The sequence below is a fragment of the Chamaesiphon sp. VAR_48_metabat_135_sub genome (assembly GCF_031418915.1).
Taxonomy (GTDB): domain Bacteria; phylum Cyanobacteriota; class Cyanobacteriia; order Cyanobacteriales; family Chamaesiphonaceae; genus Chamaesiphon.
On record NZ_JANOJV010000176.1, the window covers coordinates 24,096 to 46,299 of the forward strand.

Annotated in this window: 18 protein-coding genes; 12 read left to right on the forward strand and 6 right to left on the reverse strand. The window is 44.4% G+C overall.

Annotated elements, in window-relative coordinates; genetic code table 11:
• Window positions 1-27 precede the first annotated feature (27 nt).
• The 6 genes from murJ (at window position 28) to asnB (ending at window position 8,844) form a co-directional block, all read left to right on the forward strand.
• Window positions 28-1,977: a murein biosynthesis integral membrane protein MurJ gene (murJ, locus tag RMO55_RS13070; protein ID WP_310427143.1), complete on the forward strand. Its 1,950-nt coding sequence runs from the start codon at window positions 28-30 to the stop codon at window positions 1,975-1,977.
• A gap of 116 nt (window positions 1,978-2,093) precedes the next feature.
• Entirely contained in the window at window positions 2,094-3,194 is a 1,101-nt protein-coding gene (locus RMO55_RS13075; RefSeq protein WP_310427145.1) for a glycosyltransferase family 4 protein, read from the forward strand.
• 3 nt (window positions 3,195-3,197) lie between these two features.
• Window positions 3,198-4,301 (forward strand): glycosyltransferase, encoded by a 1,104-nt coding sequence (locus RMO55_RS13080; RefSeq protein WP_310427147.1) that lies wholly within the window; start codon window positions 3,198-3,200, stop codon window positions 4,299-4,301.
• Window positions 4,302-4,315: 14 nt separating this feature from the next.
• On the forward strand, window positions 4,316-5,635 hold the full coding sequence (locus RMO55_RS13085; protein WP_310427149.1) for an O-antigen ligase family protein: 1,320 nt from the start codon (window positions 4,316-4,318) through the stop codon (window positions 5,633-5,635).
• Entirely contained in the window at window positions 5,632-6,768 is a 1,137-nt protein-coding gene (locus RMO55_RS13090; RefSeq protein WP_310427152.1) for a glycosyltransferase, read from the forward strand. Before RMO55_RS13085 ends, RMO55_RS13090 begins: the two co-directional genes overlap by 4 nt.
• A gap of 135 nt (window positions 6,769-6,903) precedes the next feature.
• A complete protein-coding gene (asnB, locus tag RMO55_RS13095; protein ID WP_310427155.1) occupies window positions 6,904-8,844 on the forward strand; it encodes an asparagine synthase (glutamine-hydrolyzing) in 1,941 nt (646 codons plus the stop codon).
• A 339-nt stretch (window positions 8,845-9,183) separates the two neighbouring features.
• Here asnB and RMO55_RS13100 read toward each other — a convergent pair whose 3' ends face one another.
• Window positions 9,184-9,354 (reverse strand): hypothetical protein, encoded by a 171-nt coding sequence (locus RMO55_RS13100; RefSeq protein ID WP_310427156.1) that lies wholly within the window; start codon window positions 9,352-9,354, stop codon window positions 9,184-9,186.
• A 78-nt stretch (window positions 9,355-9,432) separates the two neighbouring features.
• Here RMO55_RS13100 and RMO55_RS13105 point away from each other — a divergent pair, with 78 nt between their 5' ends.
• Window positions 9,433-11,295 carry a reprolysin-like metallopeptidase gene (locus RMO55_RS13105; RefSeq protein WP_310427157.1) on the forward strand — a complete coding sequence of 621 codons (1,863 nt, stop codon included), beginning with the start codon at window positions 9,433-9,435 and terminating at the stop codon, window positions 11,293-11,295.
• 121 nt (window positions 11,296-11,416) lie between these two features.
• Here RMO55_RS13105 and sigC read toward each other — a convergent pair whose 3' ends face one another.
• On the reverse strand, window positions 11,417-12,688 hold the full coding sequence (sigC, locus tag RMO55_RS13110) for an RNA polymerase sigma factor SigC (protein WP_310427159.1): 1,272 nt from the start codon (window positions 12,686-12,688) through the stop codon (window positions 11,417-11,419).
• Between the two features lie 466 nt (window positions 12,689-13,154).
• Between sigC and RMO55_RS13115 the strand changes: the two genes are divergently transcribed.
• Both RMO55_RS13115 and RMO55_RS13120 read left to right on the forward strand, forming a co-directional pair.
• On the forward strand, window positions 13,155-15,059 hold the full coding sequence (locus tag RMO55_RS13115) for a M48 family metallopeptidase (protein ID WP_310427161.1): 1,905 nt from the start codon (window positions 13,155-13,157) through the stop codon (window positions 15,057-15,059).
• Window positions 15,060-15,097: 38 nt separating this feature from the next.
• Entirely contained in the window at window positions 15,098-15,775 is a 678-nt protein-coding gene (locus RMO55_RS13120) for a hypothetical protein (protein WP_310427162.1), read from the forward strand.
• Between the two features lie 104 nt (window positions 15,776-15,879).
• Here RMO55_RS13120 and RMO55_RS13125 read toward each other — a convergent pair whose 3' ends face one another.
• Window positions 15,880-17,112 (reverse strand): CCA tRNA nucleotidyltransferase, encoded by a 1,233-nt coding sequence (locus tag RMO55_RS13125; RefSeq protein ID WP_310427164.1) that lies wholly within the window; start codon window positions 17,110-17,112, stop codon window positions 15,880-15,882.
• Window positions 17,113-17,284: 172 nt separating this feature from the next.
• Between RMO55_RS13125 and RMO55_RS13130 the strand changes: the two genes are divergently transcribed.
• The gene (locus RMO55_RS13130; RefSeq protein WP_310427166.1) at window positions 17,285-17,533 is read left to right on the forward strand and encodes a Ycf34 family protein; all 249 of its coding nucleotides are present in this window, start codon (window positions 17,285-17,287) and stop codon (window positions 17,531-17,533) included.
• A 38-nt stretch (window positions 17,534-17,571) separates the two neighbouring features.
• Here RMO55_RS13130 and tsaE read toward each other — a convergent pair whose 3' ends face one another.
• Together tsaE and RMO55_RS13140 are read right to left on the reverse strand one after the other, a co-directional pair.
• Complete coding sequence (gene tsaE, locus RMO55_RS13135) at window positions 17,572-18,000, reverse strand: tRNA (adenosine(37)-N6)-threonylcarbamoyltransferase complex ATPase subunit type 1 TsaE (protein WP_310427167.1); 429 nt, start codon at window positions 17,998-18,000, stop codon at window positions 17,572-17,574.
• 25 nt (window positions 18,001-18,025) lie between these two features.
• Window positions 18,026-19,462 (reverse strand): YvcK family protein, encoded by a 1,437-nt coding sequence (locus RMO55_RS13140; RefSeq protein ID WP_310427169.1) that lies wholly within the window; start codon window positions 19,460-19,462, stop codon window positions 18,026-18,028.
• A gap of 248 nt (window positions 19,463-19,710) precedes the next feature.
• On the opposite strand from RMO55_RS13140, the gene ruvC reads away from it, so the two are divergent.
• Window positions 19,711-20,196 carry a crossover junction endodeoxyribonuclease RuvC gene (gene ruvC / locus RMO55_RS13145; protein WP_310427170.1) on the forward strand — a complete coding sequence of 162 codons (486 nt, stop codon included), beginning with the start codon at window positions 19,711-19,713 and terminating at the stop codon, window positions 20,194-20,196.
• 53 nt (window positions 20,197-20,249) lie between these two features.
• On the forward strand, window positions 20,250-20,498 hold the full coding sequence (locus RMO55_RS13150; RefSeq protein ID WP_310427171.1) for a hypothetical protein: 249 nt from the start codon (window positions 20,250-20,252) through the stop codon (window positions 20,496-20,498).
• Window positions 20,499-20,527: 29 nt separating this feature from the next.
• On the opposite strand, the gene RMO55_RS13155 is transcribed toward RMO55_RS13150, so the two are convergent.
• Window positions 20,528-22,150, reverse strand: coding sequence for a serine/threonine-protein kinase (locus RMO55_RS13155; RefSeq protein WP_310427173.1), 1,623 nt, complete (start codon window positions 22,148-22,150; stop codon window positions 20,528-20,530).
• Window positions 22,151-22,204: the final 54 nt, after the last annotated feature.

Sequence of the window (22,204 nt, forward strand, 5' to 3'; positions counted from 1 at the left end):
TTCACTTCCGAACTAAGTTGACAGACAATGAACACATCCCGATGGCAACAACAAATCGCCAAACGTTGGCAATCGATCTCCACTGGCTCGGTTAATAGCCAAATTTTTAGTGCGGCGATTGTTGTAGCGGGGGGAACCTTGTTCGTCAAAGTCCTATCGGTTGTCAAAGAACTAGTAGTTGCTTCAACATTTGGAACATCGGATGAACTAGATGCCTTTTTAATTGCCTTGACAATTCCTTCTGTCATTGTGACAATCGTCGCTGGTTCTTTTAATTCAGCTCTCATCCCAACTTACATTAAGGTCAGAGAGAGGGAAGGCAAACAAGCAGCTCAAAAACTTTTTGCTGGTGCTACGATTTGGAGCATCGGACTGCTATCCCTGGTTACAGTATTACTATTAGTTGTATCGCCAGTTTATTTGCCACTAATTACGCGTGGGTTCACCCCCAAAAAATTAGGACTGACTTACGATCTGTTGTGGACGATCTCGCCACTAATTTTACTCAGTGGTGTTGGTGTCGTTTGGGGTGCGGTGTTAAATGCTGGAGAGCGATTTGCCTTAGCAGCGTTGGCACCGATGTTGACCCCCGTTGTGACAATTCTATTGCTGGTGACGATGCCATCCTTGGGAGTCTTTAACTTAGCCGTGGGGATGATTGTCGGTCAACTATTGGAAATGATCGTCGTAGGTGCTGCGCTACGACGACAGGGGATGAACTTAATCCCAAAATGGTATGGATTTGACAATAGCTTAAAAGAAGTAGCTGGTCAATATGTACCAATGATTGCGGGTGCATTTTTGATGTGCAGTACCGATTTAGTGGATCAATCAATGGCGGCAATGTTGCCATCGGGTAGTGTGGCTTCTCTTAGTTATGGGAATAGAATGATCTTACTACCGATTACGATCGCTACCACAGCCTTGAGTACAGCAGTAATTCCCTACTTTTCCAAAATGGTCGCGCGTGATGACTGGACTGGCGTTCGTCAGGCAATGAAGCACTATATGGGATTGATTTTCGCGGTGACAATTCCGCTCACTGGACTGATAATTTTATTTTCTGAGCCGATTGTCCAGATTTTACTACAAAGAGGTTCTTTCACCGCTAAAAGTACTCATTTAGTCGCTCAAATTCAAGCTTGTTTTGCCTTACAGATTCCTTTCTATATTGCCAGTATTTTACTAGTCCGCCTAACTTCGGCGATGCGAAATAATAAAGTATTGATGTGGGGGTCGGCAGGTAATCTAATCGTCAATATCAGTTTTAACTATTTGTTTATGCAATGGATGGGAGTAGCTGGCATCGCTTTGTCAACTAGTTTTGTTTATTTGTTCTCATTTCTATTCTTGCTGTTTTTTGCGATCCGAAATCTCAAAGAAATAGATAATCTCGGTCTGACACCCGAGCAAAAAGAAAAAGTAGCACAAGTCAATAAATTTAAGGTCGAACAGATCAAAACTGTGCTCACACCCGAACAACATCAAGCATTTCAATCGATCGAACAACAACATTCATCACGGCATCAACCCAGCGACGAGGTTAACTTAAGTGCCGACCAAAAAAAAGAACTAGCAGCTATTCGTCAAAGGACAATGCATCAGTTTCGATCGATCCTAACTTCAGCCCAAGAAATTCAACTCGAACAAATAGATAATTGGAAAAATGGGATTTCACTCAAACAAACGAAAAAACTGAATCTCACATCAGTGCAACAAGAACAAATGAAGCAGTTGTGGATAGACGATATTCGGCACAGAGAGGCTGTTTATACTCCCGAACAACAGCAGAAAAATCAGGCGATGAAAAGTCGCCGCCAAGCAGTTAATAAAGAATGGGAGAATCTAAATTTAACACCAGAACAAATGGCTGAAATCAAAGCTATTCGCCAAGCTAGTAAACAACAGTTCAACACCATTTTGACTCCAGCGCAGCAAGCCAAAGTTAAAAGTGGTAATGGTAGGTATGAAATTTAGGCTTTAGGCTTTAGGAGAAAGGGGAAAGGGGAAAGGGGAAAGAAAATACACCCCAACACCCCAACACCCCCACACCCCACACCCCCACACCCCCACACCCCCACACCCCAAGAATTATGCGCTGTACACTAATCATTCATTCCCTAAGTTCCGGCGGTGCCGAGCGGGTACTATCTCGAATGGCAAATTATTGGGCGGAAAAGGGTTGGGAGATTACTTTATTAAATTTTACCGATGAGAGTGAGACCCCGTTTTATCATCTTGACGATCGAGTAAATCATCGACAGTTAGGTATTGCTGAAGCATCGGCAAATCCGATGGCCGGAATTTTGAATAATGTTACCAGTGTCAGAGGACTTAGGGCGGCAATTATTCAGAGCAAACCGGATGCGGTAATTAGCTTTATGGATAGAACAAATGTAATTGCAATCCTCGCAACTCGTTGGTTGAAAATCCCGATCCTGGTATCAGAACGTAACGATCCAGCAATGCTTTCGGCTGGTAAAATGTGGGAGCTACTCCGACAGTGGACTTATCCATTTGCCGATCGAATCGTCGTCCAGACCGAACGGGCAGGGAGTTATTTTGCAAAGTTGCAAAAGCTGGTGTTTATCATGCCGAACCCCGTGATTTTGCCACCAACGGAAACAACTGGATCGGCACCTTTATTAGGAGCTAATTCACTAATTGCGGTCGGTCGGTTGGTCTCTCAGAAAGGCTTCGATTTGCTGCTCAGAGCGTTGGCGCAGGTCAAAGACCGTTATCCTGAATGGACGCTGACAATCTTGGGTGAAGGCGAATTACGCCCCGAATTAGAAGCATTACGGCAGGAACTAGGATTAGAAGATCGCGTGCATTTGCCTGGACGGGTAAAAAATCCCCATGAGTTTCTCAAACAGGCAGATATTTTTATCATGTCTTCCCGCTTTGAAGGTTTTCCCAACGCGCTGTGTGAGGCAATGGTATGCGGGTTGCCAGTGATCTCAACAGATTGTCCCAATGGCCCACGGGAGATTATCCGCGATGGTGTTGATGGGATCTTAGTCCCAACGCAAGATGTCCCCGCTTTAGCCGCTGCAATGGAGCGGCTGATGTCCGATTACCAATTGCGGCAATCTCTAGCCAAAGCCGCACCAGAAGTAGCCGAACGGTTTAGTTTGGATAAAGTGATGCTGATGTGGGAATCATTAGTTAAACAAGTAATCGCGGAGAAATAACATATGTCCGATCGACGAATCGCGTTCTTTCTGCCTACCCTCGCTGGTGGCGGAGCAGAAAGAGTTGCTCTGAATTTGCTCAAGGGGATGGTAGAACTAAATATTCCCTTAGACTTAGTTGTCGCGGACACAGAGGGGCCTTATTTAGACCAAGTACCTAAAGGAGTCCGCTTGGTCAATTTGGGCACAGGTAGAGTATTTAAAGCGATTCCAGGCTTGGTAAAGTATCTCAAGGAAACTCAACCAGTGGCGTTACTTTCACATATGAACCATGCCAATCTTGCGGCGATCTTGGCGAGAGATTTGGCTGGTGTCAAAACTAAGTTGGTGGGAGTAGAACACGAAACCCTATCGGCGAGCAAATCGCCCTTACTCCGCAGTAAATTTTTACCCTTGATGATGCGATTGTTGTATCCCCGTGCTGATGAGATCGTCGGGGTTTCCCAAGGTGTATCCGAAGATCTAGACTGCGAACTGGGTTTCGCGCCTGGAACGGTGAAAACGATTTACAATCCGGTAGTCGATCGAGATTTGACTGCTAAAGCCGCAGCACCTGTAGAACACCCCTGGTTTGCAGCAGGAAGTCCGCCCATATTTTTGGCGGTAGGACGATTATCGCAGCAGAAAGATTTCGCGAATCTGATTCAAGCTTTTGCTCTAGTTCGCCAGCGGAAAGCAGCTCGGTTAATGATTTTAGGTGAAGGTGAAACTCGCAGCGAGTTAGAGGCGCAGATCGAGACATTGGGGATTGGGGAAGATGTATCTCTGCCTGGATTCGTCCAAAATCCTTATGCTTATATGCGTAATTCTACTGCTTTTGTACTTTCGTCCCGATGGGAAGGATTACCGACTGTATTAATAGAAGCGATGGCTTGTGGTTGTTCTGTTGTTGCAACTGATTGTCCTTCGGGACCTCAGGAGATCTTAGCAGCCGGAAAATATGGTCTTTTGGTACCGATCGAAAATGCCACCGCATTGGCAGATGCGATGGTTCAAACCTTAGAGACACCTGTAGATCGAGCGATTTCGATCGATCGAGGCATGTATTTTTCTGCCGATCGAGCAGTTTCAGAATACCTCAAGCTATTTGACTATGAATCACATTAAGGACAGTTTCATCGATGAAACGGTTAATATCATCCAGTCCCGAAGAACAAGAGTACATCAAGAATATTGGTAAAAATAAGAATAAAAACTTTCTAATCTACTGCCAATCTGTATTGGCAGTCGGTAGCGTGTTGATTTTTTTTACTTTTTTTGATGTTTATTTCTGGGAAAGCAGTAAGATTATTCCTCCAGTTGTATTTATCAATCTTTATGGTGCTGCAATCGTAATTTTATTACTTATTGCTAAGCGCGCTAAAATAAGTTACCAAATACCGCGTGAATTGCTGTGGTGGTGTCTTGGATATTTGACGATTTCGTTATTTGGATTTTTACTACTGCTATCTTTTCCATCACATGCTGGAGAAGCTGGATTTCAGCAATTACGAACGCGAATTTTGTCGGAGTTTTTTTTACTAACGATGTTCTTGATATTTTCCAAATATTATCAAGTCCAAAATGTAACTAGGCTAGCCATCTGTGGGGCTGTTATCCTGGCATTGTTTAATAATATCTTGGAGTTTAGCGATCCATCAATATTTGGGGTGTTAAATACAACTGGTCGAGCAGCCGGATTATATGTCAATCCGAATATCACCGGTTGTGCTTTAATTTTGGGGCTAATTTTTGGAATAAGTGTACTGCCTGAAAGACTTCGGATTTTATATTCGATCTTAGTTTTAGTCGGTGTATTCATGACATTTTCGCGAGGGGCTATTTTAGGGTGGTTTCTCGTGATGGGGATTTTTTTAAAAGTTGAATTAGTTCCGCGTAAACAGTTATTTATTTGGGTGATTAGCATTCTGGGTGTCTTGTTTATATTTGGGCCAATCCTTGGGAGTATATTTAATTTAGACGAATTACAAAAATCTGGTTTAGTGACGGCAAATTTTGATAATATCCGCGAAAGATTAGAATGGTTCCAAACTCCCAAACAGGAAGAGTCCGCAGATGCTCGAATGGAAGTAGTCGCGATCGCTTGGGGCATGTTTGGCAACCATCCATTACTAGGTAACGGTTTAGCTTCTACAGATAATTTAAATAATCTGGGTATATCTACACACAATATGTATTTGCTATATGTGGCAGATCATGGAATTTTAGGTGTGCTAATCTTGCCCACATTAGTTTATGCTGTCACCCGTAATGCACAAGGAGAAAGTAAGTATATCGGTTGGGCATTTAGTGCTTTTATTCTCCTCTGGGGATGTTTTAGCCATAATATATTGGAGGAACGATATATTCTAATGTGTTTTGCATTAATGGCGGCAATGAATCGGAGTAGCCGACTCAAAATCAAGCGTAAAAGTTTTCAACCAAAACAGGAACTATCATGAAAATTATTTTTATCATCACTGGACTTAGTAGTGGCGGAGCTGAAATGATGCTGTATAAATTGCTGACTAGGATCGATCGACAGCGATTTAAACCAATTGTGATTTCTTTAACAGAACGCGATACATTAGCTGCGCCGATAGAAGCATTGGATATCCCTGTTTATGCCCTGGGAATGAAGGAAGGTGGACTACCAACTCCCCGCGTGATTTGGGAGTTATTTAAGATTTTTATTAAAACTAAGCCAAATTTAATTCAAGGTTGGATGTATCATTCTAACTTAGCTGCCCAGTTTGCCAATATTATCAGCTTAAAATTTGCGCCCGTCATCTGGAATGTCCGACATTCTCTAAACTCTTTAGCCGACGAACGTCGCGGTACGCAAGCTGTGATTAAGGCATCAATTCCTTTAAGTAAATTTGTTAACAAAATTATTTATAATTCCCAAATTAGTGCTGTTCAACATGCGAAATTAGGCTATCCAGAAGAAAAAGAAGTTACTATCCCCAATGGATTCGATCCAGAACTATTTAAGCCATCAATCGAGTCGCGCAAATCAGTTAGAGCAGAATTAGGTCTAACTAGCGACTGTTTATTAATCGGTCGATTTGCACGGTTTCATGAGATGAAAGATTATCCAAATTTATTGCGAGGAGCCGCAGTTTTATTAAAAGAGCGTCCCGACGTACATTTCTTACTAATCGGTCGGACTCTCAACATGCAAAACCCGATTATAGCGGAATTAATTGAGGAACTAGGGATTGGCGATCGCATCCATCTCAAAGATGAAAGTCGAGAGCTACCCTACTACACGGCTGCACTAGATATCGCTACGACAACTTCTAGTCATGGCGAAGCCTTCCCCAATGTCGTCGGCGAAGCAATGTGTTGTGGCGTTCCTTGTGTGGTGACAGACGTGGGCGATTCGGCTTGGATTGTCGGCGATACTGGTAGAGTGGTACCGCCCCGAAATCCAGAGGCTTTGGCAAAAGCTTGGCAAGAGCTAGTCGATTTAGGTGCCGAAGGCAGAGCGGCTTTGGGAACAGCCGCAAGAGAACGCGCAGTCGCCTGTTTTTCGCTAGACTTTGTGGTAGCTCAATATGAGCAATTATATGAAAGTGTCGTAGCTAAATAGTTTCAGAGATAGGAGTTTTCAGGAAGATTAGTTATAGCCTCCCCGCTCTCTTGAAAAGGTGCTCTACTTGGGGAAACCCCAAGACCGCACTTTTCGCTCCCCGCTCCCCGCTCCCCCCTTTTTTAGAAACAAATTATGTGTGGAATTACTGGTTTTTGGGATACATCTACAGAACTTAACACCGAGAAATTAAGATCGATCGCGACCGACATGTCGGATGCTATTATCCATCGTGGGCCAGATAGTGGCGGCGTTTGGGTCGATGAGGCGACGGGAATTGCCCTTGGACATCGAAGATTGGCAATTGTCGATCTCTCGCCAGAAGGTCATCAGCCAATGGTTTCGAGTAATAACCGTTATACGATCGTCTTTAATGGCGAGGTTTATAATTTTGTCGCCTTACGCGAAGAACTGCTCCAACTGGGCTATAGTTTTCGGGGACATTCTGATACCGAAATTATGCTAGCGGCATTTAGTGAATGGGGATTGGAACCAGCCGTCCAAAAGTTTAATGGGATGTTTGCTTTTGCCTTGTGGGATAGTCAGGAACGGCTGCTACATTTGGGCTGCGATCGATTAGGTGAAAAACCGATCTATTATGGTTGGATCGGACAAACCTTAGTATTTGGCTCAGAATTAAAAGCTCTCAAAGCCCATCCCATTTTCCAGCCGGAGATCGATCGACAAGCGTTGACCCTATTCATGCGCTATAGTTATGTCCCCGCACCATATTCGATCTATCAAGGCATCAAGAAATTACCCCCCGCCACACTGCTCACCTGGAATGGTACCGCTACACAGCCAACCCCAGTTCCCTACTGGTCTGTCCGCGCCGCCGCCGAAGCGGGGATTGCCAACCCATTTAGCGGATCGGATCGAGAAGCAATCGACAAATTAGATTCGCTCCTGCTCGATGCGGTAGGATTGCGGATGATGGCGGATGTACCTTTGGGTGCGTTTCTCTCCGGCGGGGTGGATTCCTCCACTGTAGTAGCTCTAATGCAGGCGCAAAGCACGAAGCCTGTAAAAACTTTTTCGATCGGGTTTGAGGAAGCTGAGTATAATGAAGCCCAACATGCCAAAGCAGTCGCCAAGCACCTGAACACCGAACATACCGAAATGTATGTCACCGCCGCCGAAGCCCTCGCGGTGATTCCCAAGCTACCCAGCTTATACGACGAACCCTTCGCCGACTCTTCCCAGATTCCCACTTTCCTGGTCTCTGAGCTGGCGCGCAGACATGTAACGGTCAGTTTATCGGGCGACGGTGGCGACGAGCTGCTCGGCGGCTACGAACGTTATTTCTTGGCGGAGAATATTTGGCAAAAGTTTGGCTGGATGAACAAATCATTGCGCCAGACTACGGCGAAAGCTTTAACGATCGTCTCGACTCAAACTTGGGATAATGTCCTGGGGAGCCTACCAGCAATCCCCGCAAAACTCAAGCAATATCCAGGATCGAGAATCCACAAACTAGCTGATATTCTAGCTGTCAACGATCCTGAAGAAATGTATCTGGGGTTGATTTCTCATTGGCAACAACCAGAAACATTAGTAATTGGCGGAGACGAACCACCAATCCATTTAACAGAGCGTCCGAATTGGGCCGAAGTACCCACATTTACTGACAGAATGATGTATCTGGATACGATGTCCTATTTACCAGATGATATTCTGGTAAAAGTCGATCGAGCCAGTATGGGTGTAAGTTTGGAAGGTCGAATTCCACTATTGGATCATCGGGTCGTCGAGTTAGCTTGGCAGATACCATTATCGATGAAAATTCGTGACAATCGGGGTAAATGGATTTTGCGTCAAGTCTTGGAAAAATACGTCCCAAATAGTCTGATCGATCGACCAAAAATGGGTTTTGGCGTACCGATCGATAGTTGGCTACGCGGCCCCCTCAAAGATTGGGCAGAGGCGTTATTAGACGAAAATAGGCTTCATTCAGAAGGCTTTTTTCATCCGCAACCAATTCGCAAAATGTGGGCAGAACATCTGTCTGGCGATCGCAATTGGCAGTACTGTTTATGGGATGTACTCATGTTTCAAGCCTGGTTAGAAGCTAATTGACGTCAGTTTCTCCTTACGGAGAGGCTACGCCAACGGGTTCAGGATCTCCATGCGCTCATTCCTAGCTCCGCTCAACACCACCTGGGGATCAATCCCCAGGCTAATAGCTCAAGTCCACTTTAGTGGACTTGCTAATCTTTAGTCCACTAAAGTGTACTTTATTTGATAGCCCGCACTTGAGTAGCGGGTGGGTGATGAACGTAGCAAACATCCTTATCCCAAATTGACGTTAATTGATAATTAATAATTGATTCCAAATTAAATATCTACCAATCTAACGAAGGGGCGAATGTATCTTTAGCGATAACAACCGCCAGAGCAATTAGGAAATCTCGACCATTATTGCAATACCTCCGACTTCTTGAAGAAGTCGGGGGTATTTTCTAACAAGCTTGGCAGTTGCGATACATTTGCCCCTTTTGATTTGAGCGAAAATTCATGTGCGATCTGAGTCACACCAGAACAAATTAGGAGGTGTAAATATAGAAATGAGAATATGGTAATTGACATCTAGTCTACTCCTGTCAAGATTGCAGATCGGAGCCTACCATCGATCGTTTCAGCAACTCTTGATGAAGGAAAATTACGATGTTTAATGTATTCACCGAAACAACAAATACAACAGCATCTCATAACAATAATATCGATGGATTGTTAGAACAATATCGATGGACATCTAAATCGGTGAGCTATAGCTTCACAGATAGCTTTCTCAATGACTATGAATTTGGCTACACAGGTGATTTGATTCACTCATCCAGTTTCAAAACGCTCAATGTTAAGCAAAGATCTGCAATGCGCAACTGGGCAAGAGCTTACTCGGATATCTCGTTACTCAACTTGTACGAAGAAACGGGTACTAACGATCGAAATGCCACCATCCGCATCGCCATTTCCAACGAGCCTAGTACGGCTAGTGCCTATAGCCCTGGCGATCCCGTCGAATCAGGGGATATATTCCTCAACCCTCGCGATTACAACGATCCTGGAATTGGTAACTATGCCTCTTATACCTTCGCGCACGAGCTAGGTCACTCATTAGGACTAAAGCACGCACACGAGACTGGCGGGGTGCGCAACGTGACAATGAATGCAGATCGTGACTCGATGGAATTCTCCGTGATGAGCTATCGTTCTTATATTGGCGCACCCTTGACTGCTACTACCAACGAGACCTGGGGATATGCTCAGTCGTTGATGATGTACGACATTAGAGCTATTCAGCACAACTATGGTGCTAACTTTAGCACCAATGCTAGCAATACAACCTATACATTTTCCACCACTACAGGCGAAATGTTTGTCAATGGTGTCGGGCAAGGTATACCAGGTGCCAACCGGATTTTTCGGACGATCTGGGATGGTAATGGGACTGATACCTACAACTTTTCAAACTACAGTACCAATTTAGCCATCGATCTGACACCAGGTGGTTGGTCGGATCTCAATGTTGGTGGTAATGCCCAACGTGCTAATCTGGGCGAAGGACGTTATGCACGCGGTCATGTATTTAATGCCCTGCAGTATAACAACGATGGTCGATCTCTAATCGAAAATGCTTATGGGGGAGGGGGTAACGATCGCATCATCGGCAACAGTGCTAGCAATGCCCTGATCGGCAATGGCGGTAACGATTATATTCAAGGTGGTGAAGGTCGAGATTATCAGGATGGGGGTAGCGGCATCGATACCGTTGACTATAGCGACTGGAATGGTGGTGGTAGTTATAACCTCGCAACTACGAATGCCTCTTTGCAGGGTTTATATACTGAAAAGATCCACAATTTTGAAAATATCATCACTGGTGCTGGCAATGACACCATTACTGGCAGCACAGCCAACAACCGGATTGAAACTGGTGCTGGCAATGACACCGTTGATGGTGGTGCTGGCAACGATATCATTTATCTTGGGGCAGGGAATGACACTGTGAACATTACCTCTGTGGGTAATGACATTTTCTACGGTGGTGCTGGTAATGACAATATTAGTGGCTGGAGTGGTAACGAAGAGTACTATGGTCAGGATGGCAACGATCGGCTGTACGGCTATGGTGGCAACGATTATCTGAGTGGTGGGACTGGGATGGATACGCTCTGTGGTGGAATGGGCAATGATATCTTAACTGGCGGTGTGGGGGCTGACAGATTCCATTTTAATAGCAAGAATGAAGGTATCGATCGAGTTACTGATTTCGCCACTGATGACAAGATTGGCATTTTAGCGAGTGGTTTTGGCGGTGGTTTGGTAGCAGGTGCGATTAGTGCCAATCGATTCTTAACGGTAAATTCGGATTTTGCAGCAACGAGTAGCAGTCAACGATTCATTTATAACTCGACGAATGGGGGGTTGTATTTTGATATCGATGGTACTGGTGCTGGTGCCGCAGTTCAATTTGCAACGCTATCATCTCGTCCAACCTTAACAGCAACAAGTTTTGTGATTGTTTAGTAGCCCAAGTCGAGCAATCCCAGCTTGCGATCCTAGTAGTCTTGGGCGTAAATAATATCCAGCAAAACATCACCGATTAACTCGGTGAACTAGAGATTTTTAATCCGAGGCAAGAGGGGATCTAATTCATTGACTCCAAATAGTCCCGAACCCGATTACGTCGTTTGGGTTGGCGGAGTTTTTGGAGGGCTTTGGATTCGATTTGGCGGACGCGCTCGCGGGATAGTTCCAAGACTCGACCGATATCGGCGAGAGAATGGGCTTGATTGTATCCTAGTCCAAATCGGAGACAGATTACTTCTCGCTCTCGATCGGTCAAATCGGCTAGTAATTGCACGAGTTCGCCCTGGAGGGATTCACGCATCATTAGTTGTTCTGGAGTCACGTCATCGGCTTCGAGCAGATCTCCCAATTCGGTATCTCGATCTTTACCGACTTTGACATCTAATGATACCGATCGAGGGACACGCATCAAAACTTCTTGCAATTGTACTAGCGTCATATCTAGAGCTTTCGCTACATCCTCTAGTTTTGGCGATCTTCCCGTTGATAAGCTCAATTCGCGTTGAACTTTTTTAATCTTATTGAGTTTTTCGGTAATATGGACGGGTAGGCGGATATTCCGACTTTGGGTCGCAATTGCTCGGGTAATCCCTTGACGGATCCACCAGTAAGCATAGGTGCTAAACCGATAACCTTTAGTAGGATCGAATTTATCGACGGCTCGTTCCAAACCCATTGTCCCTTCTTGAATCAGATCCAAGAGTTCCAAACCACGATTTTGGTATTTTTTGGCAACAGAAACAACTAGGCGGAGATTCGCCTTGATCATGTGTTCCTTAGCGCGAATACCCGCTAGCTGAATGGCATCGATTTCGGCAACTGTCACTTCCGCCAATTCTGCCCATCGCTGTTTGCCAGCAGCCAGTCTGGGCTTAAGTTCGGCTAAAGAAATACCTGCGGTACTCGCCCACCGTTCGAGTGAAGGGCGATGTCCTAATTGTGCTGTCAATCGATCGTGGATTTCGATCGATTCGACATATTGTAAAATCACCGCATCGTCACTATTGCCTAGCGTTACCTGTTCCGCTGCATTCACTCGTAGTTCGAGCAATTGCACGTAACGCTGTACGACTTTGGCTTCGGAGATTTCTTCGTCTCGCTGTAGTAAGCGCACTTTACCAATTTCTTGCAGGTATAACCGGACTAAATCCTTGCTATAGTAAATGTTCTTAGCAGCAGACGGAACCGCCGTACTATCGAGATCGTCTTCAAATAATTCTGGCAAAGATGTTCGCAAATTTTCTTCATCTATGTCTATGCCATTGATGTCCAGCTCTGGAACGGCTGATTCATCGTATTCTACTGATTTGTACAAGGATTTACTCGGCATAGACTGTTCTCAAGTTTGCTCAACAAAATTTAGATTTGAAAAATTTTAGATTCTACTGCTATCGGTGAAATTTGCTGTTTCCTCAGTTATTGATTTGACGTAAGCAGTAATCGCTGTTATGCATATCATTCCCACCTTTGCCTCCAGATCCCTCACTATTCGACTGGTTTCTTTTGGATGGGGATCTTTTTTGACGGGGAAGATGGGGGAGTGGGGGTGTTGAGGTGTTGGTGTTTCTTACTCCGTTACTCCCTTACTCCGTCACTCCCTTAACTCCCCTACCCCCCTACTCCCCTACCCGAAGAGCGCAAGCAATTGAGGAGTAACAAAAACCCGTGGATTTACGTAGATTGGTGGGGGGATCGCTTGGGAATACTAGTTTCATCCACAGAATTTGAAATTCAACTTTGTAGCCAAACAGCTAAAACTTTTGAATTCTGAATTTTGAATTTTGAATTGCCATGTGATGGAGTTAGAGCAACAGGCTAAGTTTGACCTTTTAGTGCGTCAATTAGAACGATCGACACGTCAACGGACAACGACCAATTATCGACTGCGAGTGGTGGCCTTAGCGGCAATCGGCTATGGATACATTGGGGTGATTTGTCTGGCTTTATTTAGTAGTTTATGGGTGGTAAGATGGCTGTTTGAATTGACTCAACACCGCCCGATCTCGATCGATCCAAATCAATTATGGATGCTGTTTGGGCTAGTGGCGACCTCGACTTTTTGGGTACAGTATACTCCTTTGAACGATCGCGAGATTCATCGGACTGAATTCCCAGAATTATTCGCCCTCATTGATAAATTAGGCGTGCGGTTAAATACTCCTGAAATTCATCATGTGGTAATTAATTACGACCACAATGCAGCGGTATATCAGGCACCACGGCTCGGTTGCTTGGGATGGCATCGTAATTATCTACTTCTGGGTTTACCATTACTCCAATCGCTTACGCCTGAACAGTTCAAAGCGACTTTAGCACACGAGCTAGGGCATTTATCGGGTAATGACAGCAGTTTTGCTGGATATGTTTTGCGGGTGAGACAGATGTGGGAACAACTCACAACTGATAATAATTTATTCATTTTTCAATGGTTCTTTCGCTGGTACGAACCTTTAATTAAAGCTTATTCCTTTGTCTCAGTCCGCGATCGAGAATATGCTGCTGATGCCTTAGCAAAACGGATGACGAGTCCCGAAATTGCGGCTAGCGATCTCATTCAAACTTATATTTATCAACATTATTTACAAGAAGTTTTCATTTGTCAACTCGATCGACAAGCCCGCGAGCGTGAAACACCCCCAACAGATGTGGTGACGCAAATGTTGGCAGCTCTCCGTCAACCCCTCGATCCTCAAACCGCCCAGATTTGGCTGGGATTAATCCTGGGCGAAGCGACAGATACCGATGATACTCATCCCTGTCTGAGCGATCGATTAGCTGCTGTAGGCTGTCCTAGCCCCAAACCCTGGACACCTAGCCCGATCCTCTGTACTGCGGCTGAATACTATTTTGGGGATAGATTGACAGATTTAGCCGCCGAACTCGATCTGCAATGGTATGAGAGTCGTAAAACTGCATGGCTGTGTCAATATCAGCAAGCACAGTATCAACGCAAATATTTAGCTACTCTCAATCTTCAAGCTAGTACTAAACCGCTTACTCTGAGTGAAGCTACCAGTCAAGCTGAATTGACGACTGAATTACATGGCGATTTACTAGCTTTACCATTGTGGCAAGAAATTCTCGCTCGATCTCCAAACCATGCGAAAGCAAATTATCACGTCGGTAAAATCCTCGTCAATCGCGGACATTTTAGCGGTTGTGTTTATTTAGAACAGGCAATTGCCCTAGATTCCGATTTAGTTATCCCCAGTTGTGAGGAGTTATATCGGTTCCACACTTTTCAAGGCGATCTGGCATCAGCCGAGATTTATTTAGAGTGGCGACAACAGCATTTACCCAAACAATGGCGATCGAAGTTAGAACGCAATATCAAAGATACCGATCGGTTTGTCCCTCACGATTTGGAGCCAGATTTAGTCACAGAGATTCGCGATAAATTAGTTAATTATCCAATCATCGATCGAGCATATTTAGTGCGTAAGCCGATGCAGATCTTCACAGATCGTTCTCTTTATATATTAGGCATCGAGATCGCCAACACTCGATCTACAAATCGTCAAAAACAACAAATAGGTGTCGAGCTAGAACGCGACTGGTGCGAACGACTAAGACTCGAACTCAATCTCGGCGAATGCTTAATAATTGCCCCCTTCGATCGTCAAAAATCGGCAGCTACCAGCAACCAAGATTCAAGACTAATTGACAATATCCGAAAAATACCCACTGCAAATATTTTTTAAGCAGTTTGGAATTTCACTTTCAACTTTCAACTAATTAAATGTCTAAGCATCTCCAGTCTGGTTTTCTATCTCAATGGTTATTAGTTCAGGTTTTTGGTTCGATCTCGTTGGCAATTGCCACTCAAGCGATCGTCACTTGCCTAAGTTTACTCCTGCACCTAGATAATCTGGTAATTGTCTCGATCGTGAGATTATTAGCTTGTCTACTCAGCAGCATAATTCAAGGCTATTTACAATGGCAGATTCTCAAACAAGTTGTTAAATCACTCGATCGTCAATGGATTTATACAGCCGTAGCTGGACTGCCAATTAATATTTTAACTTGGGGTTTAATTCATTTTGGCATCCAGACATTAACTTTAGATGAAGATGGTACTTCTCTAGTTATTTTAGCGATCGTTGGTGCTATTGGTGGCTCAATTAATGGACGGATAATTGGCAATTGGCAAAAATCTTTGTTCAAGCAACGTCTTTATTGGCGATCTCTATGGCACGATTGGGATCGAGAGCACTTACTAGCAGGTGCACTCGGTGGAATTGTTACTTCAGTGATGATTATCGGTGCATTATTTTTATGTGGAGGGGATTGGCTTGCTTCCCCATTATCGGCATTTATCTGTTCGATCGGACTAACTGCAATTCCCCAAGTCATGTATGGTTTAATTGTCGGCGATACTATTCATGATGTTTTTAAACAAGCTAAACTATTGCAGTAATTCAAGGCTCATCCTTTTACGACAGCAGTTTCAGAGACCACCGATAGTTTATTTTAATGGTATCTAAATTGCAATAGTTTGACTCATTTCTTCTCGAGCTTTAATTATTCAATCGATTTCACGAACTTTTCGGCAAATTGAATCGCATCTGTTGATGTAGATATCTCTCCCATAATTCTTGCCAGTTGAATCTCTATCAGTAATTTACCGATCTTTGGCGACGGAGCAATTTGTAAAGCTTGGATCAGATCGTGTCCGGTTACTAAAGGTGTAGGATGTGCAACTTGGCTATGAGGATCGAGATAGCAATCGATTAAACATTCTAATTTTACCAGTTCGACTCCAGCCGCAATTGCTAAGACAACTAATAACGGGAAATCGCTACCAACGGATTTGAACCAAAAATATTGCTCTGGCAAAGACATCTCTCTAGATAACAGTTCTGGTAGGTGGGTTATTGCTGTAGTTACTACCTGAATTTCTGCCGAACTAAAAGTTAGATGCAACATTTGAGATGTTACTAGTTGGAGATCTGAAGATAATAATATTGTTAGTTTACCGATCGATCCACGCGACATCAAAATTTTATCGCGTAACGGTCGATCGAGTTCGATTCCGAGTACGGGATAATGTTGTTTGATTAACTCATTCGATCGATCGAATTGAGTCAATCGGTTTTTAAAAGCTGTGTCTACAGGTATTTTCAGCCAACCTGTCAACAGCTCATCTTCTACCATCGCCACCAACCACTGACTGCTATTTGGTGTCTGTAATAAATACCGCAACTCAGCCAGTACCCTTTCCGCTGCAACCGTCGTTAATAAGGGGACTAACTCCCGAATTGTCTGACGAGTATGAGATTCGATCGTAAAATCAAGCTGCGCCGCTTGACGATAGGCTCTAAGCAAGCGTAAAGGATCGTCAATAAGGTTACACCTGCTTACCATCCTAATCGTGCGTTTCTGGATGTCCTGAGTGCCATCGAGTGGATCGATCGTCTCCCCAGATTTAAGGTCATAGGCGATCGCATTTAAAGTATAGTCGCGTCGTGCAAGATCTTGAGTAATATTAGCTCCATCCTGTTTGGCGATATCTACTGTCATCCCTGGAAATACTACCCGCGCGATCTGACGTTCGGCATCCAGCAACACAAACCCTGCTCGATATGCTGTCGCCAACTGTCGAGCCACTTCGACAGCTCCATTAGGTATTACCAAATCTAGATCCAATTCCGCGCGTACCCGTCCTAACAAACCATCCCGCACAGCCCCACCAACCAGATATACTGGTTTTGGCAATAGATTTAGGTCGAATGGTAGATTCTCTAAAAATTGCATAAAATATGATGGAGTAGTTGAAAGTTGAAAGCTTGCACTAAGCGTAGCCGAAGTGTTGAAAGTTGAAAGTGTTAATTTGAGTTAGTAAGTTAAATTTACCCTTTACCCTTTACCCCTTCACCTTTCCCCCTACATCACTATTGAGTGAAGCTATGCACTAGCCGAAAATATTATGTGTATATGTATTAATTGCCAATATGTCGATCGCTGTACGACTTATCATGCGGTAGAAGGACAACATCAACAAGCTCATCTCACCAGCTCACCTGACTTTGAAGCTACTCAACCTAGTATCAATGTTAACATCCGCACTCTCGACGATGGCGTAGAAATGGAATGGGATGTCGTCGGCTGTCAGAGCTTCACCAAAGATAGCGGAAAATGGTCGCGTCTACGTCCAGGCGAATTAATTCCGACTTAAATTAGTTGAAAGTTGAAAGCGTTCCTAAAGCCTAAAGCCTAAATAGAAATCTTGGCGGTTCTGCCACCAACGGGATCGTAAGTTAATTCGATTCGTAAATAATCGTCTGGTAAATATGATAGTCGTTCTGCCCACTCGATCGCGACGATTCCCAATTCGGTTTCCAGTCCCAACCAATAAGATTCCAAATGGAGATCGTCTACCTCAGTATTTGTCAGACGGTAGAGATCCAAATGATATAGTGGCAACCGACCGCTAAAATACTCGTTAATAATCGTAAAAGTCGGACTAACGATAGAGTCTACAATAGTCATTCCTTGGGCTAATCCCTGAACTAGAGTAGTTTTTCCACTGCCTAGATCGCCTATCAATAGCAAAACGCTACCTGCTGTCAAGGACTTACCTAAATCTATACCCAACTGTTGGGTAGCATTTGCATCTGGCAGTTTGACAATTCGCTCAGTCATTGGAAGGAGGGATTATTACAATCGATTAGGCTGACTTAATATTGCGAGCAACTGTCGCTACCTTAATGCTTCGATGTGAAGAGGACTCTTGAGCGCGGCGGTAGAAATGAATCAAGGCTTTAGCCAAACGGCGAGAATTGTGGCGCAGATAGCGAGTAGTGGTATCTTCTTCCATCACGTTAACCGAAAAAATACTCCGCCCCAATTGTTTCACATCATCTCGATCGAGTAACACTGGATAAGAATTTTCTTCAGCATAATTTTGCAAACAGCCAGCCGAGGGGGGATTCTTCTGTACCAATACTGCATCAAATAATTTCTGACCGCAAGCTCGATCGACACTTTCGATATGATCGGCGACAGTATAGCCAGTAGTTTCCCCAGGCTGAGTCATAATATTGCAGACATAGATACGGGGCACGTTTCGCGCTGCAATTGCGGCGGCGATTTCTGGTACCAGTAAATTGGAAATCACACTAGTGTATAAACTCCCTGGTCCCATGATAATATAATCCGCTTCTTGAATTGCGGCGATCGCCGCAGGTAAAGCGGGCGGATGCTCTGGAGTACACCCAATTTCAACAATTTGACCGTCAGCTTCACCAATGCTCGATTCACCCTGAATGATCCGACCATCTGCCAGTCTCGCCCATAAAGTGACATCTGTGAGCGTTGCAGGTAAAACTCGTCCGCGAATCGCCAAAACTTTAGAGCTAGCCACGACAGCTCGTTCCAAATCTCCCGTAATCTCGGACATCGCTGTCAAAAATAGATTACCAAAGCTATGTCCCATCAAACCGTCGCCAGCTTCAAATCGATATTGAAACAACTCAGTCAATAACTTCTCTTCATCAGCTAAAGCCGCAATACAGTTACGAATATCGCCTGGGGGTAAGACTCCAAAATCTCGCCGCAATCGCCCCGAGGAGCCGCCGTCGTCTGCAACAGTAACGATCGCCGTTAAATTAGCACTATAGAGTTTTAAACCGCGTAAAAGGGTCGATAAGCCCGTACCGCCCCCAATCGCGACAATTTTAGGGCCGCGATTGAGTCGGCGATTGTTCCATAGCATATCTAGCAATGTTTGTCCACCATCTGGACGTAAAACTTTACTAATTTCACCTAAGGAACGGCTGTGACCCCAAAATATCAAGAATAAACCACAGCCCAGCACCATTGGCCCTGATAAATAATTGGGGATAACTTTAGCCAAAAACTCAATCGCCCGATCTACAGTCTGAAATAGCCAGAAAATGGGTGTGAGCTTGAGCCAAATCGCCAAACCCAAAATCGTCATCAGTACGCCAATATAGATGGTCAGCAGCCATCGTTTGACAAAGATTCCTGGAGATAACCACTTAAATAGCCGCCGGAAACTGGAATATCTCCCACCCTGTGACGATGAGGTACCGTCACTACTACCTAAATTCCTGACTACTTGTCTAAAGAGACCGATCGACATTATTTTTCTTAAATTAAAAATAAGAGAATTTTATAATTGATAGAGAGACTAAGATGAGTCAATCTTACAGGTACTCTGACAGATCGGAAAGAGTAGGTTGAAATTTGGGCAGTCGAGTTGCCAATCCCATATATCTTATATGCCCATTTAATCCGACTATAATTGCAATCGTAAAGGTTAAATATCTAGGTTCAGCCATAATACTCACGATCTGGCGATCGGATTGAGACTAATGTGTTGTTAAATTAATGACAATTACCAGAATTCTCGGCTTAGACCCAGGACTAGCCAGTTTAGGTTTTGGGGCGATCTCCGTTTCTCCACATCTTCGTCCGCCAACTGTTGCCCTAATTGACTTTGGGATTATTCAGACTCCAGCTCGAACCGAGATTGGTTCTCGACTTCAAACAATCTATGATGACATGCATAGTCTACTGGACGAAATTAAACCTGATTTAGTGGCGATCGAGCAGTTATTTTTCTATAAAATGGGAAATACGATTCCAGTCGCTCAAGCACGTGGGGTGATTCTACTAGTAATTGCCCAACACCAAATCCCCTGGGTTGAGTTTACACCAGCTCAAATCAAACAAGCAGTGACTGGCTACGGTAATGCTCAAAAACCGGAAGTCCAAGCGGCTGTTGCCAGAGAACTGGCTTTAGACAAGATTCCGCGTCCCGATGATGCTGCTGATGCACTAGCTGTCGCGTTGACTGCATGGATGCAAATTTAGTGGAAAGTTGAAAGTTGAAAGTGAATTAATTAAAATCTTAGCAAGCTATTTTTATGATCGCCAAAATTTCTAGTCTGATTAATAATTTACTGACCTTTAATGTTTTTTTTGTACTGCTCAGTTTTGCTTGGTTTATTATTGCAGTAATTGGTAAATATGCCAAATTCCCACTAGGATTACAAGTCTGGCAAAGTCTCTGGGAGCCTTTGTTTCTACCTGCAATTAGTGTCCTAATGGGTGGCGCAATTATCAGCGGTACGATTAGTTATGTCATCAAAGATCGCAGTCGATCTACTTTCTAGGTTCTAACTAACCACTATTGACTATCCACTTACCAAAGTCCACCTCGCTTGCCATTGGGAAAAATGGTCATAAAATTGGTTTTAGCTTGATTTAACTGCTCGTCGGTGACTTTGACACCCTTTAAATTTGCCCCACAGAGATTAGCCCCGTGAAGATTGGCATAATTGAGATAGGCATCACTGAGATCTGCACCGCGCAGATCGGCATTTTGGAGATTAGCATAGCTAAAATACCCCTTACTCAAGACAGTATCCTTCAGTACAGCACCACTGAGATCGGCTTTGTCAAATTTACCAGCGGCTAAATTTGCCCCTTGGAGATTTATATAAGCACAGTTAGCATGACTCAGTGTGATGCCGGGGAGATGAGCTTTTGAGAGATCGAGTTGGCTGATGTCCATCTCACTAAAAGTTCTTTGCCCGCGCCGGAATGCTGCTAACACACCCTGTGCATCTAATTTTAACTGCTCTCGTCGTGGCGGTTGGATGGGAATTCCACCAATGCTGGTTTTAAGGTCAGCACCAAATCTACTGGGTTCGCCACCATTTTTGAGATTGGTCGGATCTCTTTCCAATCTGCCTTTTTTAATCGCATCTGCAATCTTGTTGGACGCAGAAGCAGTTACGACAGCAGCGGGAGAATTGGGATTACTAGGCATTCCTGGCAGCGGAGCTTGACCTAATGGAAGGGGATTGCGACGATCGTTAGCAGAAGGATGTGCTGCTCCATTCGGGCGGCTGTTGACAACGGCTGTTGGCGTTTCTAATGCTCGCTGAACTTCCTCCACAGATTGATAGCGGTAGCGAACTGAGACATCGAGCATTTTGCTCAATACTTGAGTCATGTGCTTGCCCAACTGGACGTGCTTTTGCCACATCATTTCCCCTGTGGAGGGGTTGTACTCAATGTCCTTGGGGGATTTCCCGGTCATTAGATAGACACAGGTTACGCCCAGAGCATAGATGTCGCTGGCGAAAATCGGTCGCATTGCCAACTGTTCGGGTGGCGCGTAACCAGATGTACCCACTGCAAATTGGGTGTTGGCATCTCGATCTACGCCCTCTTGAGGTTCCAGTTGGGCTACATAGTTTTTGACTGCGCCAAAGTCGATTAAGACCAGTTTCCCGTCTTGGTCGCGACGCAGAATATTGGCTGGCTTAATATCGCGATGAATTACCTGCTGGGAATGAATGTAGGTGATGACAGGCAGGATCTCGATCAGGAAGTCGCGAATTTTTTCTTCTTTAAACAGTCCCATCTGTTTGACTTCTTGATGGATGGTATGTCCGCTGACATATTCCTGGACGAGGTAAAAGTTACGACGTTCTTCAAAAAAGTCCAGCAGTCGCGGGATCTGAGGATGGTTGCCAATTTTGCCTAGGGTTCTAGCTTCGCGTTCAAATAGTTCCCTAGCCATCCGCAGGAACTTTTCATGGTTATTACTCGGTCGAAGTTGCTTGATGACACAAATTGGTTCGCCAGGAAGTGATACATCGATCGCTACAAAGGTGGCACCAAAGCCCCCTTGTCCCAGTGATTTTGTCACTCGATAGCGATTGCGGACGAGCAACCGTGCGCCACAGGCTTGGCACAGAAAAGCATCAATTGGATTTTTAGGTTGGGGACAGTCAGGGTTTACGCAGTAGCTCATTGAGCCTCACCAGTGGAACACATACTATTTGTCTATCGCGCTTCCATTATTTAG